The sequence below is a fragment of the Streptomyces sp. NPDC058534 genome (assembly GCF_042717365.1).
In the GTDB taxonomy this organism is placed as follows: Bacteria; Actinomycetota; Actinomycetes; order Streptomycetales; family Streptomycetaceae; genus Streptomyces.
The window spans coordinates 73,509-86,496 of the sequence record NZ_JBHXNW010000012.1; the positions used below are offsets into that span (position 1 = coordinate 73,509).

Sequence of the window (12,988 nt, forward strand, 5' to 3'; positions counted from 1 at the left end):
GGGGTGGGGGGCGGGGGGCGCCACGGGTGCGGCCCACCCGGGGACGTACGGATCTCAGCGCACGGGCGGCATGTCGGTGGGCGTCGAGTCGAGGCCGGGCCTGCGCTCACGCCAGGCACCCCGGGTGAAGTCGGGGATCTCGACCGGGCGGCCGCCCCTGGCCAGCGAGGTGACGCTCAGCGGGACCGGCGCGCACCAGGCGGCCGAGTCGTAGACGTCGATGTCCGGCACCAGCCCCACCCGCATCAGCTGGACCAGGCGCCACTGCAGGACGTAGTCCATGCCGCCGTGGCCGCCGTTGTTCGCGGCGTCGTCGCCGACCTTCTGCCACAGCCAGTGGTCGTACTCCTTGCGGTACGCCTCGAAGTCCCGCCAGGTGTGGCCGCTGTGGTCCGGTTCGACGTAGATCCGGGCGCCGGTCGGGGCGGATCCGGCGTAGTCCTCGACGATGCCCCGGCTGCCGGCGAGGGTGTTGATGCGGCTGTACGGCCGGGGCGAACTCACGTCGTGCTCGGCCCGGATGGTCCGGCCCCTCGCCGTTTCGATCATGCAGGTGACCAGGTCACCGTTGATGTAGTCCTCTTTCCAGGAGGGGTGGTCCCGGGGGACGAAGCGCGCCCGGTAGTCGGCCAGGCCCTTCGGCGCGGTCGAGGTGGCGGTCAGGGTGGCCATGCGGTCGCCGCGGTTGACGTCCATGGCCGCCGCGATGGGGGCCAGGCCGTGCATCGGGTAGAAGGAGGCGGTGCTGCGGGTGTGCCAGAGCCGGCGCCAGGAGTCGGTGTAGTAGGTGTCCGAGAAGAGGAGTTCACGCAGGTCGTGGAGGTAGCCTCCGTGGCCGTTGGTGACGTCTCCGAACAGGCCGTCGTGGGCCGCCTTCAGCATGGCCAGTTCGTTGCGGCCGTAGCTGCAGTTCTCGGACAGGAGCAGGTGCCTGCGGGTGCGCTCGGAGGTGTCCACGAGGTCCCACAGCTGGCGCAGTTCGGTAGCGACGGGGAGTTCGACCACGGCGTGCTTGCCGCTGAGCAGCGCCGCTTTCCCCTGCTCGTAGTGGAACTCCCAGGGCGTGGCGATGTACACGAGGTCGATGTCGTCGCGCCTGAGCATCCGGAGGTAGGAGTCGGCCGAGCCGCCGTACTCGGCTGGGCGCGGGTGGCCCTTGCCCGCCAGCCGGTCGGCGGCGCTCTTGGCGCGGTCGGCGCGGATGTCGCAGACGGCGGTCACCGTACAGCCGGGTACGGCGGCCCAGCCGGTGATCATGCCACCGCCCCGGTTGCCGAGGCCGATGACGCCGACCCGGACGGTTCTGCGGGCCTCGAAGGGCACGCCGATCATCGACTTCTGGCCGGGCCGGCGGCGGGGCGCCTGCTCGGCCGCCGACGCGGACGGGGCGGCCGCGGTCATCCCGGCGGCGGCCGCGCCGGTGGCGACGGCGGAGCCCAGCAGCAGTCGGCGTGAGACAGCGGGCTTTTCGGACATGACGGCAACACTCCTCGTGGGCGGTCGGCTGCGCGGTGGGGGCGCGGACGGGCGTTGTCGAGCACTGTCGGGGCATGACTCTGCGGTGTCAGCCCTGACATGTCAATACGTGCTCGATACAAAGCCGTTCCGAGCATCTCCGCGCACCGGAGGGGTGCCTGCCCTCGCGTCTACATGCCGTCCTGGACCACTCCGCGGGTCGAGAGCGTGACGGGGTCCTTGGTGGTGAAGTCGCCCGGCGGGATGCCCGGATGGTGCCCCTGGCCCGGCGGCGGGGCCTGGTCGCGCGGGGCCTGGCCGCGCGGGCCCAGGGTGAGGCGGGAGACGATGCGGTAGCGGTCGCCCCGGTAGAGCGAGTGCACGTACTCGACGGGGCGGCCCAGCGTGTCGGTGGTCAGGCGCTCGAAGAGCAGCGCCGGGGAGAGTTCGGGTACGTCGAGGAGGTCGGCCTCGGCCCGGGTGACCACGGTGGGTTCGATCGACTGCACGGCCTCGCTGACCCGGACGTCGTGCCGCTCGGCCAGGTGCGCGTACAGGTCGCCCTGCTCCAGTTCCTCACTGGTCAGGTCCGAGACGAGGTCGGCCGGAACGTGCAGGTACTCGATGGCCATGGGCGACCCGTCGACCAGCCGCAGCCTGGCCACGTAGTGGATCCGCGCCGCCGGCGACATGCGCAGCTTGCGGCCCACCCGCGCGCCCGCGGGGAGGGTGCGGACCTCCAGGAGCCTGCTGGTCCAGGCGCCCGCGGCCTGCGGGAGGCTGAAGGCCCGCCGGTCCGAGACCAGTTCCTGGGTGATCTTCTCGGCGGCGACGAACATGCCCCGGCCGTGCTCGCGCACCAGCAGTCCGGCGACCACCAGTTCGTCGACCGCGGCACGCAACGTGGGCCGGGACACGCCGAGTTCGGCGCACAGGGTGCGCTCGGAGGGGATGGCGTCTCCCGGGCGCCGTTCCTCGATGAGTTCCAGGATCGCGTCGCGGACGCGCTCGCGCTTGAGCACCGCACCGGAGGCGGCGGCGTCGATCTCCATGCAGTACTCCCGTAACTGGTCTACTGGTCAGCCGAGCTTACCTGTCCACCTCGGTCGCGATCCAGCCACCCATCGGGCTTCCACGCCTTAAGTCCCGCACATACGCGAGGGGTTGACGCCCTCATGCCGACTGGTAAGCCCTGCGCCCCTTACTGATCAAGTGCGGGTGCGTCGTCCCTTCCAACTCTCCCAGAGGTGAACCGTGACGACAGCGTCTCGGCCGGCTTCCAGAAGGAGTTCGAGACGTTCTTCGAGAAGGCCCATCCCGGTACCGACCTGAAGATCCAGATCCAGGAGTGGGAGGGCATAGGCGAGAAGGTCACGGCCGCCCTGGCCGGCAACGACGCCCCCGACGTCATGGGTCGCCCAGTACCCCCAGAGCGACGGGCTCACCGACTTCTCGGACCGGGTGGACGAACTGGGCGGCGGTGACTGCCTGAAGGGGCTCGCGGGGCCCGGGTCGTACGACGGGAAGCAGTACGGCATCCCGTACTACGCCGCCACACTGGTACGTCCTGTCCGGCTTCGTCTGGGACGAGGGCGGCGACCTGGCCGGCAAAGGCCCCAAGGACTCCGACGAGTCCCAGCCGCCGCATGCGGAGGTGATGGCCGAGGGGCAGGTCGCCCAGATCATCGCCGTCCCCGGCGGTGCCGAGGTCATCGAGGAGAAGAACCCCGAACTCAAGGGAAGACTCGGCTTCTTCCCGATCCCCGGCAAGACCGCGGACCGGCCTGGCGCGGTCTTCACCGGCGGTTCCGACCTGGTCGTCCCGGCCGTCGCCGCGCACCAGGAGGAGGCGTTCACCTTCATCCGGGAACTGACGGGCGACGCCTGGCAGAAGAAGCTCGCGGTCGCCATGAGCTACGTACCCAACAAGACCACACTGGCGGACGCCGTCTCCGGCGACCCGGGCACCGCGGCCATGGCGGCCGGTGCGGCGAACGGACCCGCCACCCCCAACACCCCGCAGTGGGCGGCGGTCGAGGCCAAGAACCCGGTCAAGGAGTACATGACCGCCGTCCTCACCGGGGAGGACGCCGCGTCCGAGGCCGCGAAGGCGTCCCGGACCATCACCGGCACCCTCAACAGCGGCTCCTGACGACGACCCCGACGACCCCGACGACCCGAGGGAACAGGAGGCGCCGTGTCGACCGTCCGTGAGCGGAGCGTGCCGCGCGAGGCAGCCCGTCGAGGTCCGCCCGCCGGTGCCGGGCCCGCCCGGGGACGCGGCGGGGCGGGCCGGGGAGCGCTGTGGCCGTACCTGCTGATCGCGCCCGCCGTGCTGGGCATGCTCTACCTGCTGCTCTATCCGCTGGCCCGCGCGGTGCTCATCTCCGTGCAGGACTTCCGGCTGCGCCAGCTCATCCTCGGCGACGCCGAGTTCGTGGGGCTGCGCAACTACCGGACGTTGCTCGGCGACCCGGAGTTCTGGGAGGTGGTGCGCCGCACCTTCGTCTTCATGGCGGTCTGCGTGGTCGCGGTCATGGTCCTGTCGACCCTGGTCGCGCTGATGACCGAGCGGCTGGGCCGGGTGGCCAGGACCGTGGTCCTCAGCTCCCTGGTCCTGGTCTGGGCGGTCCCCGGGTCGCGGCCACCACCGTGTTCCAGTGGCTGTTCCACTCCGAGTTCGGCATCGTCAACGAGACCCTGACCGGCCTCGGCCTCGACTCGTACGAGGGGTACACCTGGTTCGCGCACGGCGGCACCGCGTTCGCCATCGTGGTGGTGCTGATCGTCTGGCAGTCCGTGCCGTTCGCGGCGATCACGCTCTACTCGGCGCTGGTCACGGTGCCGGCCGAGCTGTACGAGTCGGCGCGGATGGACGGCGCGGGCGGCACGCGCGTCTTCCGCTCCGTCACCTTCCCGCTGATCCGGCCGATCTTCATGCTCGTCCTGTCGCTCGAAGTGATCTGGACGTTCAAGGCGTTCGTGCAACGGGGACCTCACTCCGCCGGCGCCGGAGGTCGCGTCCCGGGTGCTGGGCGCCCAGGGCCAGTTGTGGACGGAGTTCGTGCCCATCGGGGCGCACATCGAGTACCTCACCTACCCGCGGCTGTGCGCGCTCAACCAGTGGCTGATCGACCTGAACGGCCAGACGTCGACGACCCCGCGCGCCTACGACCAGCAGGTCGACTACGTCCTGCACGTCAAGGACCAGGTGCTCACCCCGGCCCAGGTCGCCGCGGAGGTCGCCGGGTACCGGGACGCCGGAACGGGCTTCGTGGACGAGGTGCCCGCCTCCTGACCCCTGGCGGGGACGGTCAGAACAGCCGCTCCTGGGCGGGTGCGGGCCGTCCCCGCCGGTTGCGGGGCCGGGTGCCCGGTGCGGGCGCCTCCTCGCCGAACAGGGGGGCGGTGCCGTACTCGTCCGGCTCGGCCGGCACGGCGGCGGGGCCGGTACCCACGTTGAGGACCAGCGGGGCGTCCCGGTCGAAGTCGCCCGGTGTCATCGCCACCCACTCACGGTCCTGCCGCTCTCCCACGCACCGACACCTCTCTCGCGCCGCCCGCCGCGACCACGCGACGCTACCAGCCCCGCGGCCACCCGGTGATCACGGCTCCGACCTGTCTCGCTCCCATCGTTCCCGGCGATCCGCCGACCGACGCATCATGATTGATTCTGCGCTGAATGAAGGTTCTTCGATCACCTTCGCGCACCGACTCTCTCATTTCGAACCCTTGACACGGGCTGGATCCGGTCGATTTACTCCCGATCAACGCCGATGTCATGCGATCGGCGACAGAGGTACGCCCAGCCGGTAGCTGGCTCGACGCCAGGAGCCCGGACTGAGTCGCCAGGACTGCCATGCGCGTCCGAGGCGGGGCCGTGCCCACCACCCTCCGGAGCTCGAACCATGAGCCGCACGCAGGTGCACACCTCGAAGAAGCCGGTTCTGGCGGGCGTTTGCGCCGCCGCCGTCCTCGCCACCGCCGCCGCGCTCGTCCCGGGCAGCACCCCCGCCGAGGCCGCGGTACCGGCCCCGCCCCCCGCGCACGCGGACTTCGACTACCAGATCGGCGGCGCCTACACCCCGCCGGCCGGCGTACGGGTGGTCAGCCGCGACCACACGGCCTCCCCCGCGGCGGGCCTCTACAACATCTGCTACGTCAACGCCTTCCAGGCGCAGCGCGGCGCCGAGGACGAGTGGGACGACGACCTGCTGCTGCGCGACGCGGGCGGCGACATCGTCTACGACACCGAGTGGAAGGAGGCCCTTCTCGACCTGCGCACCGCCGACAAGCGCGAGCGCGTCGCCGAGAAGATCGGCACCTGGATCGACAGCTGCGGGGACAAGGGCTTCCAGGCGGTCGAGCCGGACAACTACGACAGCTACACCCGCTCGGAGAAGCTCCTCGACGCCGCCGACGCCCAGGCGTTCATCAAGCTGCTCGCGGAGCGCGCGCACGCCGACGGGCTGGCCATCGGGCAGAAGAACACCGTCGAACTCGCCGGGAACCGCGTGGCGAACGGCCTGGACTTCGCGGTCGCCGAGGAGTGCGGCGAGTGGGACGAGTGCGGCGACTACACGGCCGAGTTCGGCGACCACGTGATTGTCATCGAGTACACCGCCAAGGGCCTGTCGAAGGCGTGCTCCGGGTTCGCGGACACGCTGAGCATCGTCCGGCGCGACCTGGACGTCTCGCCGAAGGGCAGCAGCTCGTACGTCCGTGAGACCTGCTGACTTCACCCGACGGCCAGTCCTTGGAGGTACAGATGGATGCGGTCCGACGTGCCGCCGGGCCCTCCCGCAGGAGGGTGCTGCGGTCGGGCGGAGGTGCGGCGCTCGCGGCAGCCGCGGGCAGCGCGCTGACCGGCTGCGGAGCCGGTATGGATGACGGCGTCGGGCCCGACGGCACGGTCACCATCGAGATGTGGCACGGCCAGGCCGACACCGCGAAGAAGGTGCTGCAGGGTCTGGTGGCCGAGTTCGAGCGCGGCCACCCGCGCATCAAGGTGTCGATGGGCGGCGGGGTGCTGTCGGACGTGATGCTCCAGAAGGTGACCGCCGCCCTCGCCGCCGGGTCCTACCCCGACATCGCCTACATCTTCGGATCCGACCTGGCGCGGGTGGCCCGCAGCCCGCAGGTCGTCGATCTGACCGAGGAGGTCGAGTCCGGTCCCGTTCCGTGGAAGAACCACTGGGCGGCGGCCCGGGCGGCCGTGACGATCAACGGGCAGGTCAGGGCCGCTCCCGCACTGCTCGACTCACTCGCCGTGGTCTGCAACAAGAAGCTGTTCCGCGAGGCCGGCCTGCCGCTGCCGGAGGCCGGCTGGAGCTGGCAGGACTTCGTCACCTGCGCGCGTCGCCTCACCGACGGCGGCCGCGGCCGGTTCGGCACCGGCTGGCCGGGCACGGGCGACGAGGACACCGTGTGGCGTCTGTGGCCGATGATCTGGGACCTCGGCGGCGACGTCATCGACGACAGCGGCAAGGGCATCGGCTTCGCCGACTCCGGCACCCGGGCGCTGGAGGTGGTGGCCGGCCTGGTCCGCGACAAGAGCGTCTACATCGACCCCAAGCCCGGCAGCGAGCAGATGTACCAGGTGTTCCTGTCCGGCCGCATGGGCATGGTGGTCACCGGGCCGTGGCAACTGCCCGACATCGAGCACGCGGAGATCGACTACCACGTCGCTGCGCTGCCGACCTTCAGCGGGCGCCCGGTGACCATCTCGGGTCCCGACACCTGGACCGTGTTCGACAACGGCGAGGCGCGGTCCCGCGCCGCCCGCACCTTCCTGGACTGGCTCTCGCGGCCCGAGCAGGACGTGCGCTGGGACATCGAGGCCGGCAGCCTCCCGCTCAGCCGCCGTACCGAGTCCCTGCCCGCCTGGCAGGACAAGGTCGCCCGCACCGAGGGCCTGGCCGTGTTCACCAAGGCCCTGGAGACGGCGCGCGTGCGCCCCGTCCACCCGGCGTACCCGGAGGTCTCGCAGGCGCTGGGGCAGGCGATCGTCGCCGTGCTCCTGGGGCGCGGCACTCCCGAGAAGGCGTTGCGTGCCTGCGCCGACGACGCCAACGCCGCCCTGCTCATACCGCGCTGAGGAGCCACACCGCCATGCCGCGCCTCCCCCAACCCATCACCCTCGCGGGTCCGCCGCCGGAGCCACGCGCCCTGCGCCGCAAGCGCCGGCGCGAGACGGGCACCGCCTGGGCCTTCGTCTCACCGGCGGTCCTCATCGTCCTGGGCCTGAGCATCGTGCCCGTGATCTGGTCGCTGCTGCTGTCCTTCCAGGCCAGTGACCTGGTCACGCCCAGCCGCTGGGTCGGCCTCGACAACTACCGCGCCCTCTCCCAGGACCCCAACTTCAGTCAGGCGGTCCGCAACACCCTGCTCTACACGGTCCTGTACGTGCCGCTGAGCATGTTCTTCGGACTGGCCCTCGCGCTTGTGCTGAACCGGCGCATCCGCCTGGTGGGCCTCTACCGCACCCTGGTCTTCGTGCCGTTCGTCCTGTCGGCGACCGCGCAGGGCGTGCTGTTCTCCTTCATCCTGGACCCGGAGTTCGGCGCGGCCAACTCGGTGCTGCACCGCCTCGGCATCTCGTCGCAGGGCTTCCTGTCCGATCCGTCCCAGGCACTGCTGGTGCTGGTGGCGATCACCCTGTGGAGCGGCACCGGGTTCTGTGTCGTCGTCTATCTCGCCGCCCTCCAGGACGTGCCGCAGTCCCTCGTCGAGGCGGCCCGCCTCGACGGCGCCGGCCGACGTCATCTGCTGCGCCACGTCACGCTGCCCACCCTCACCCCGGTCACCGTCTTCCTGGTGGTGTGGCAGGCCATCCAGTCCCTCCAGGTGTTCGACCTCGTGTACGTCACCACCAAGGGCGGGCCGCTCGGTTCGACCACGGTGATCGTCTACTTCATCTGGGAGCAGGCGTTCAAGAACGCCACCGCCGGATACGGGGCCTCGGCCGCGTACGTCCTGGCCGTGGCTCTCGCCCTGGCCGCCGGGTCCGTCCGCATCGTCCGGCGTCGGGGGCGCCACCGTCTCGAAGGGGCCCGATCATGACGGCGACCTCCCCCCGGCCCGACACCGTCCGCTCCCTCGCGGCGAAGTCCGCCGCCACCGAACGGCGCCGGCCGCGGCTCCCGTTCAGTCCGTGGCACCTGCTGCTGGCCCCGCTCGCCCTCACCTTCGCCGTGCCGCTGGTCTGGCTGCTGCTCAGCTCGGTGATGAGCAACGCGGAGATCAACCGCTTCCCGCCGGCCCTGTGGCCGTCCGGCATCGATCTCGGCGGCTACCGCTATGTGCTGGGCAACGCGATGTTCCCCCGCTGGTTCGCCAACTCGCTGATCGTCTCCGCGGTCACCGTCACCGCGAACCTCGTCTTCGGCTCGCTCGCCGGGTACGCCTTCGCCCGGATGCGGTTCGCGGGGTCCCGGGTGCTGCTGGGGCTGATGCTGGCCACCATGGCGGTGCCCTTCCAGCTGACGATGATCCCGACGTTCCTGGTGATGAAGAAGCTGGGGCTGATCGACACCCTGGGCGCGCTGATCGTGCCGTCGCTGGTCACCCCGTTCGCGGTCTTCCTCCTGCGGCAGTTCTTCCTCTCGCTGCCCAGGGAGCTGGAGGAGGCCGCATGGATCGACGGCTGTTCCCGGTTGCGGGTCCTGTTCCGCATCGTGCTGCCGCTGTCGCGGCCGGCGCTGAGCACGGTGGCCGTTCTCACCTTCCTCACCACGTGGAACGACCTGACCTGGCCGCTGATCGCGATCAACCACGACACGCAGTACACGCTGCAACTGGGCCTGACCACCTTCCAGGGACAGCACCACACCCAGTGGGCCGCGGTGATGGCCGGCAACGTCATCACCGTGCTTCCGGTGCTGCTCGCCTTCCTCGGCGCGCAGAAGACCTTCATCCAGTCGATCACCTCCAGCGGTCTCAAGGGCTGACGTCCCGCCACGTCCCGCCCTGCCCGCACCTTCGTCACCTCAGGGAAGACCCATGCCGCACACCCTCGACCTGCTCGTCGTCGGCGACGCCAATCCCGACGTCGTCCTCGGGCCGCTCGACGCCCCGCTCGCCTTCGGGCAGCGCGAACAACTCGTGGCCGACGGGGCCCTCACCCTCGGCGGCTCCGCCGCGATCATGGCGTGCGGCGCGGCCCGCCTCGGTCTGCGGGTGGCGTTCGCCGGACGCGTCGGCGACGACGACGCGGGCCGCTACATGCGTGACAGCCTCCGCTCGCACGGCGTCGACACCACCGCCCTGCGCACCGACCCGGCTCTGCCCACGCCGCTCACCGTCGTGCTGACCAGGGCCGAGGGGGACCGCGCCATCGTGACGGCGCCGGGCACCCTCCGGTCCACGACGGCCGCCGACGTCCCGGCCGACCTGCTGGCCGCGGTCCGCCACGTGCACGCCGCGTCGTACTTCCTGCTGCCGGGCCTCGCCGCCGGTCTGCCCGGCCTGCTGCGCACCGCGCGCTCGAACGGCGCGACGACGTCCCTCGACACGAATGACGACCCCTCGGGACGCTGGGACCCGCCCGGTCTGGACGCCGTACTCGCCCACACCGACTACCTGCTGCCCAACGCGGCCGAGGCCCGGCAGCTCGCCGGACTCGACACCGCCGACCTCGGGAAGTCCGCCGCGGCACTGGCGGACCGAGGACCGACGGTCGTCGTCAAGAACGGGGCCGAGGGCGCCCTGTGCCACGACGGACACACCCTGCTCACCACGCCGGGCATCCCGGCGCGGCCCGTCGACACGGTGGGCGCCGGTGACAGCTTCGACGCCGGGTTCGTCGCCGCCCTCCTCGCCGGGCTCGCCCTGCCCGACGCCCTCGAACTCGCCGCCGTCTGCGGCGCGCTGTCCACCCGCGCCCACGGCGGCACGACCGCCCAGCCCACCTGGGACGAAGCGTTCGCCCAGGTCACCAGCAACGGAAAGAACCCCGCATGAGCACCGCCCAGCCGACCGCCCCCAAGATCACCTTCATCGGAGCCGGCAGCGTCGTCTTCACCCAGGGCCTGCTCGCCGACCTCTTCGCGTTCGACGAGCTGAAGTCCGCGCACATCGCGCTGCACGACATCGACGCGGAGCGCCTGTCCACCGCGCGGGCCGCGGCCGAGTACATCGCCGCCGAACGCGGTGCCCGTCCGCGCGTCACCGCGCACGCCGACCGCCGCGAGGCCCTCGCCGGCGCCGACTTCGTCATCAACATCGTGCAGATCGGCATGCGGGAGGCGACCCGCACCGACTTCGAGGTGCCGGCCCGGTACGGGCTGCGCCAGACCATCGGCGACACCCTCGGCGTCGGCGGCATCTTCCGTGCCCTGCGCACCTTCCCGCTGCTCAGGGAAGTGGGGCGGGACATCGCCGAGCTGTGCCCGGACGCCTGGCTGCTCAACTACACCAACCCGATGGCGATGAACGTCCAGTACCTCGCCGAGGCGACCGGTCTCACCAGGGTGGTGGGACTGTGCCACTCCGTCTACTGGACCATCCAGAGCCTGTGCGACCGGCTCAAGGTCCCCTACGAGGAGGTCACCTACCGGGCCGCGGGCGTCAACCACCAGGCGTGGGTGCTGCGTCTGGAGCACGGCGGCGACGACCTGTACCCGCGGCTCGACGCCCTGATCGCCGAGGACGAGCAGTTGCGCCGGCGGGTCCGCGTCGACATGTACCGGCGCCTGGGCGCCTACCCGACCGAGACCAGCGAGCACTCCTCCGAGTACGTCCCCTGGTACCTGCACCACGACAGCGAGATCGACCGGCTGCGGCTGCCCGTCGGCGCCTACCTGGACATCGTGGACGAGAACGTCGCCGAGTACGAGCGGACCCGGGACGCGCTGGCCTGCGGCGCGCCGCTCACCGTCGAGGGCACCATGGAGTACGCCCCGCAGATCATCCACAGCATCGTGACCGGCACGCCCCGCACGGTCTACGGCAACGTGCCGAACCACGGTCTGATCGACAACCTCCCCGCCCACGGCGCCGTCGAAGTGCCCTGTCTGGTCGACTCCTCGGGCATCCAGCCCACCCGGATCGGCGCGCTGCCCCCGCAGCTGGCGGCCCTCAACCGCACCTACCTGAGCACCACCGACCTGGTGGTGCGGGCCGCGACGGAGGACGACCCCCGGCACATCAGGCACGCCGCGATGACCGACCCGGCGACGGCGGCGACGCTGCGGGTCGAGCAGATCTGGGAGCTGTGCGACGACATGGTCCGCGCCCACGGGGACCGGCTCCAGCCGGGGCTGCGGGCCGTACTGGGCCGCTGAGCCGACGCTCCGAACGCGACGAACGCATCGCACCCGATGAAGGAGGCACGACGATGCCCCGAGTGACGCTGGGCCGGTTCTACTGATCCCCGCCACGCGCTGGCCACCGGCGAGGTGGTGGCGGTGGCCGAGCCGGATCCCGTACGCCGGGCCGCGGCCGGGCGGGAGTCGGCGTGCCGGCGCACCGCCTGTACACCGGCTGGGAGGAGCTGGCGGGGCGGGAGCGGCTGGCGGACGCGGCCGTGGTCGCCACCCAGGACCGCCTGCACACGGCGCCCGCCGTCCGGCTGGCGGGGCTCGGCTACCACCTGCTGCTGGAGAAGCCGATGGCGACCGAGGAGGGAGAGGCGACGGCCATCGCCGAGGCCGCTGAGCGGGCCGGGATCATGCTCGCGGTCTGTCACGTCCTGCGGTACACGCCCTACACGCGGGCCCTCAAGTCCCTGCTGGACAGCGGCCGGCTCGGCAGGCTGACCAGTGTGGAGCACCTGGAGCCGGTCGGCTGGTGGCACCAGGCGCACTCGTTCGTGCGCGGCAACTGGCGCCGGGGCGGCCGCACGCTGCCTGGACTGCTCGGTCGAGGCGGACTGCCCGTACTCGGCGAAGCGGCTCTACCTCGGCTGCCTGGGCGACGCGGACAGCGAGTTCTGGCCGCTGTCGGCGGTGACGGACACCTTCACCGAGGAGGGCGTGGAGCGGGCGCTGCGCACCGGCCCCTACGGGCGTTGCGTGTACGCCTGCGACAACGACGTCGTGGACCATCAGGTCGTCGCCATGGAGTTCGAGGACGGCGCCACCTGCTCGTTCACCATGAGCGCCTTCACCCCGATGGGGCACCGGCGCACCCGGCTGCACGGCACGCACGGCTTCGCCGAAGGGGACGGGACGAGCATCCGGCTGGTCGACTTCCGCACGGGCGCCGAGTCGGTCGTCGGTCCCGAGGTCACGGCGGGGGCTTCGGCGGCCGACGGGCACGGTGGCGGGGACGAGGCGCTGGTGGACGCCTTCCTCGACGCGGTCGCCACCGGTGACGCGAGCGCCCTGGCGTCGGACGCGGGCGCGAGTCTGGCGACCCACCGGGTCGTCTGGGCCGCGGAACGGGCCCGCCGTACCGGCGAGGTGGTCACGATCGGCTCGTGACACGGGCGTGGGGGTGGGGGGGGGGCGCGCGGGGGGGGGGGGGGGAGCGGCGCCCCGAGCAGACACGCTACCGGAAAAACCCGCCCCCCCCCCCCCCCCCCCCCCCCCCC

Annotated in this window: 10 protein-coding genes and 4 pseudogenes; 11 read left to right on the forward strand and 3 right to left on the reverse strand. The window is 71.7% G+C overall.

Annotated elements, in window-relative coordinates; translation table 11 throughout:
- Nucleotides 1-54: 54 nt before the first annotated feature.
- The gene (locus tag ACFWR9_RS09940) at nt 55-1,476 is read right to left on the reverse strand and encodes a Gfo/Idh/MocA family protein (RefSeq protein WP_383838298.1); all 1,422 of its coding nucleotides are present in this window, start codon (nt 1,474-1,476) and stop codon (nt 55-57) included.
- Nucleotides 1,477-1,646: 170 nt separating this feature from the next.
- Entirely contained in the window at nt 1,647-2,507 is an 861-nt protein-coding gene (locus ACFWR9_RS09945) for a GntR family transcriptional regulator (protein ID WP_383838301.1), read from the reverse strand.
- Between the two features lie 195 nt (nt 2,508-2,702).
- Between ACFWR9_RS09945 and ACFWR9_RS09950 the strand changes: the two are divergent.
- From ACFWR9_RS09950 to ACFWR9_RS09960, 3 pseudogenes are all read left to right on the forward strand, one after another.
- Nucleotides 2,703-3,607 (forward strand): annotated as a pseudogene (locus ACFWR9_RS09950) (extracellular solute-binding protein).
- A gap of 45 nt (nt 3,608-3,652) precedes the next feature.
- Nucleotides 3,653-4,473, forward strand: a pseudogene (locus tag ACFWR9_RS09955) (carbohydrate ABC transporter permease); the annotation flags it as partial.
- Nucleotides 4,469-4,753 (forward strand): annotated as a pseudogene (locus tag ACFWR9_RS09960) (family 20 glycosylhydrolase); the annotation flags it as partial. The pseudogenes ACFWR9_RS09955 and ACFWR9_RS09960, both read left to right, overlap by 5 nt.
- Nucleotides 4,754-4,769: 16 nt before the next feature.
- Here ACFWR9_RS09960 and ACFWR9_RS09965 read toward each other — a convergent pair.
- Complete coding sequence (locus ACFWR9_RS09965; RefSeq protein ID WP_383838304.1) at nt 4,770-4,991, reverse strand: hypothetical protein; 222 nt, start codon at nt 4,989-4,991, stop codon at nt 4,770-4,772.
- A 372-nt stretch (nt 4,992-5,363) separates the two neighbouring features.
- Here ACFWR9_RS09965 and ACFWR9_RS09970 point away from each other — a divergent pair, with 372 nt between their 5' ends.
- The 8 genes and pseudogenes from ACFWR9_RS09970 (at nt 5,364) to ACFWR9_RS10005 (ending at nt 12,878) form a co-directional block, all read left to right on the forward strand.
- A complete protein-coding gene (locus ACFWR9_RS09970) occupies nt 5,364-6,191 on the forward strand; it encodes an endo alpha-1,4 polygalactosaminidase (protein WP_383838308.1) in 828 nt (275 codons plus the stop codon).
- 32 nt (nt 6,192-6,223) lie between these two features.
- Nucleotides 6,224-7,552, forward strand: a complete 1,329-nt coding sequence (locus ACFWR9_RS09975) for an ABC transporter substrate-binding protein (protein ID WP_383838312.1) — start codon at nt 6,224-6,226, stop codon at nt 7,550-7,552.
- A 14-nt stretch (nt 7,553-7,566) separates the two neighbouring features.
- On the forward strand, nt 7,567-8,517 hold the full coding sequence (locus tag ACFWR9_RS09980; protein WP_383838315.1) for a carbohydrate ABC transporter permease: 951 nt from the start codon (nt 7,567-7,569) through the stop codon (nt 8,515-8,517).
- Nucleotides 8,514-9,404, forward strand: coding sequence for a carbohydrate ABC transporter permease (locus ACFWR9_RS09985; RefSeq protein WP_383838318.1), 891 nt, complete (start codon nt 8,514-8,516; stop codon nt 9,402-9,404). Before ACFWR9_RS09980 ends, ACFWR9_RS09985 begins: the two co-directional genes overlap by 4 nt.
- 52 nt (nt 9,405-9,456) lie before the next feature.
- Complete coding sequence (locus ACFWR9_RS09990) at nt 9,457-10,416, forward strand: carbohydrate kinase family protein (protein WP_383838321.1); 960 nt, start codon at nt 9,457-9,459, stop codon at nt 10,414-10,416.
- Nucleotides 10,413-11,738 (forward strand): alpha-glucosidase/alpha-galactosidase, encoded by a 1,326-nt coding sequence (locus ACFWR9_RS09995; RefSeq protein ID WP_383838324.1) that lies wholly within the window; start codon nt 10,413-10,415, stop codon nt 11,736-11,738. The genes ACFWR9_RS09990 and ACFWR9_RS09995 overlap by 4 nt, the downstream gene beginning before the upstream one ends.
- A 242-nt stretch (nt 11,739-11,980) precedes the next feature.
- Nucleotides 11,981-12,079: pseudogene (locus tag ACFWR9_RS10000) on the forward strand (hypothetical protein); the annotation flags it as partial.
- Between the two features lie 136 nt (nt 12,080-12,215).
- Complete coding sequence (locus tag ACFWR9_RS10005; protein ID WP_383838327.1) at nt 12,216-12,878, forward strand: hypothetical protein; 663 nt, start codon at nt 12,216-12,218, stop codon at nt 12,876-12,878.
- Nucleotides 12,879-12,988 lie beyond the last annotated feature (110 nt).

Coding starts and splice junctions, on each gene's coding strand:
- ACFWR9_RS09970 (WP_383838308.1), top strand. CDS start 5,364: ATGAGCCGCACGCAGGTGCACACCTCGAAGAAGCCGGTTCTGGCGGGC.
- ACFWR9_RS09995 (WP_383838324.1), top strand. CDS start 10,413: ATGAGCACCGCCCAGCCGACCGCCCCCAAGATCACCTTCATCGGAGCC.
- ACFWR9_RS09940 (WP_383838298.1), bottom strand. CDS start 1,476: ATGTCCGAAAAGCCCGCTGTCTCACGCCGACTGCTGCTGGGCTCCGCC.
- ACFWR9_RS09990 (WP_383838321.1), top strand. CDS start 9,457: ATGCCGCACACCCTCGACCTGCTCGTCGTCGGCGACGCCAATCCCGAC.
- ACFWR9_RS09945 (WP_383838301.1), bottom strand. CDS start 2,507: ATGGAGATCGACGCCGCCGCCTCCGGTGCGGTGCTCAAGCGCGAGCGC.
- ACFWR9_RS09980 (WP_383838315.1), top strand. CDS start 7,567: ATGCCGCGCCTCCCCCAACCCATCACCCTCGCGGGTCCGCCGCCGGAG.
- ACFWR9_RS09985 (WP_383838318.1), top strand. CDS start 8,514: ATGACGGCGACCTCCCCCCGGCCCGACACCGTCCGCTCCCTCGCGGCG.
- ACFWR9_RS09975 (WP_383838312.1), top strand. CDS start 6,224: ATGGATGCGGTCCGACGTGCCGCCGGGCCCTCCCGCAGGAGGGTGCTG.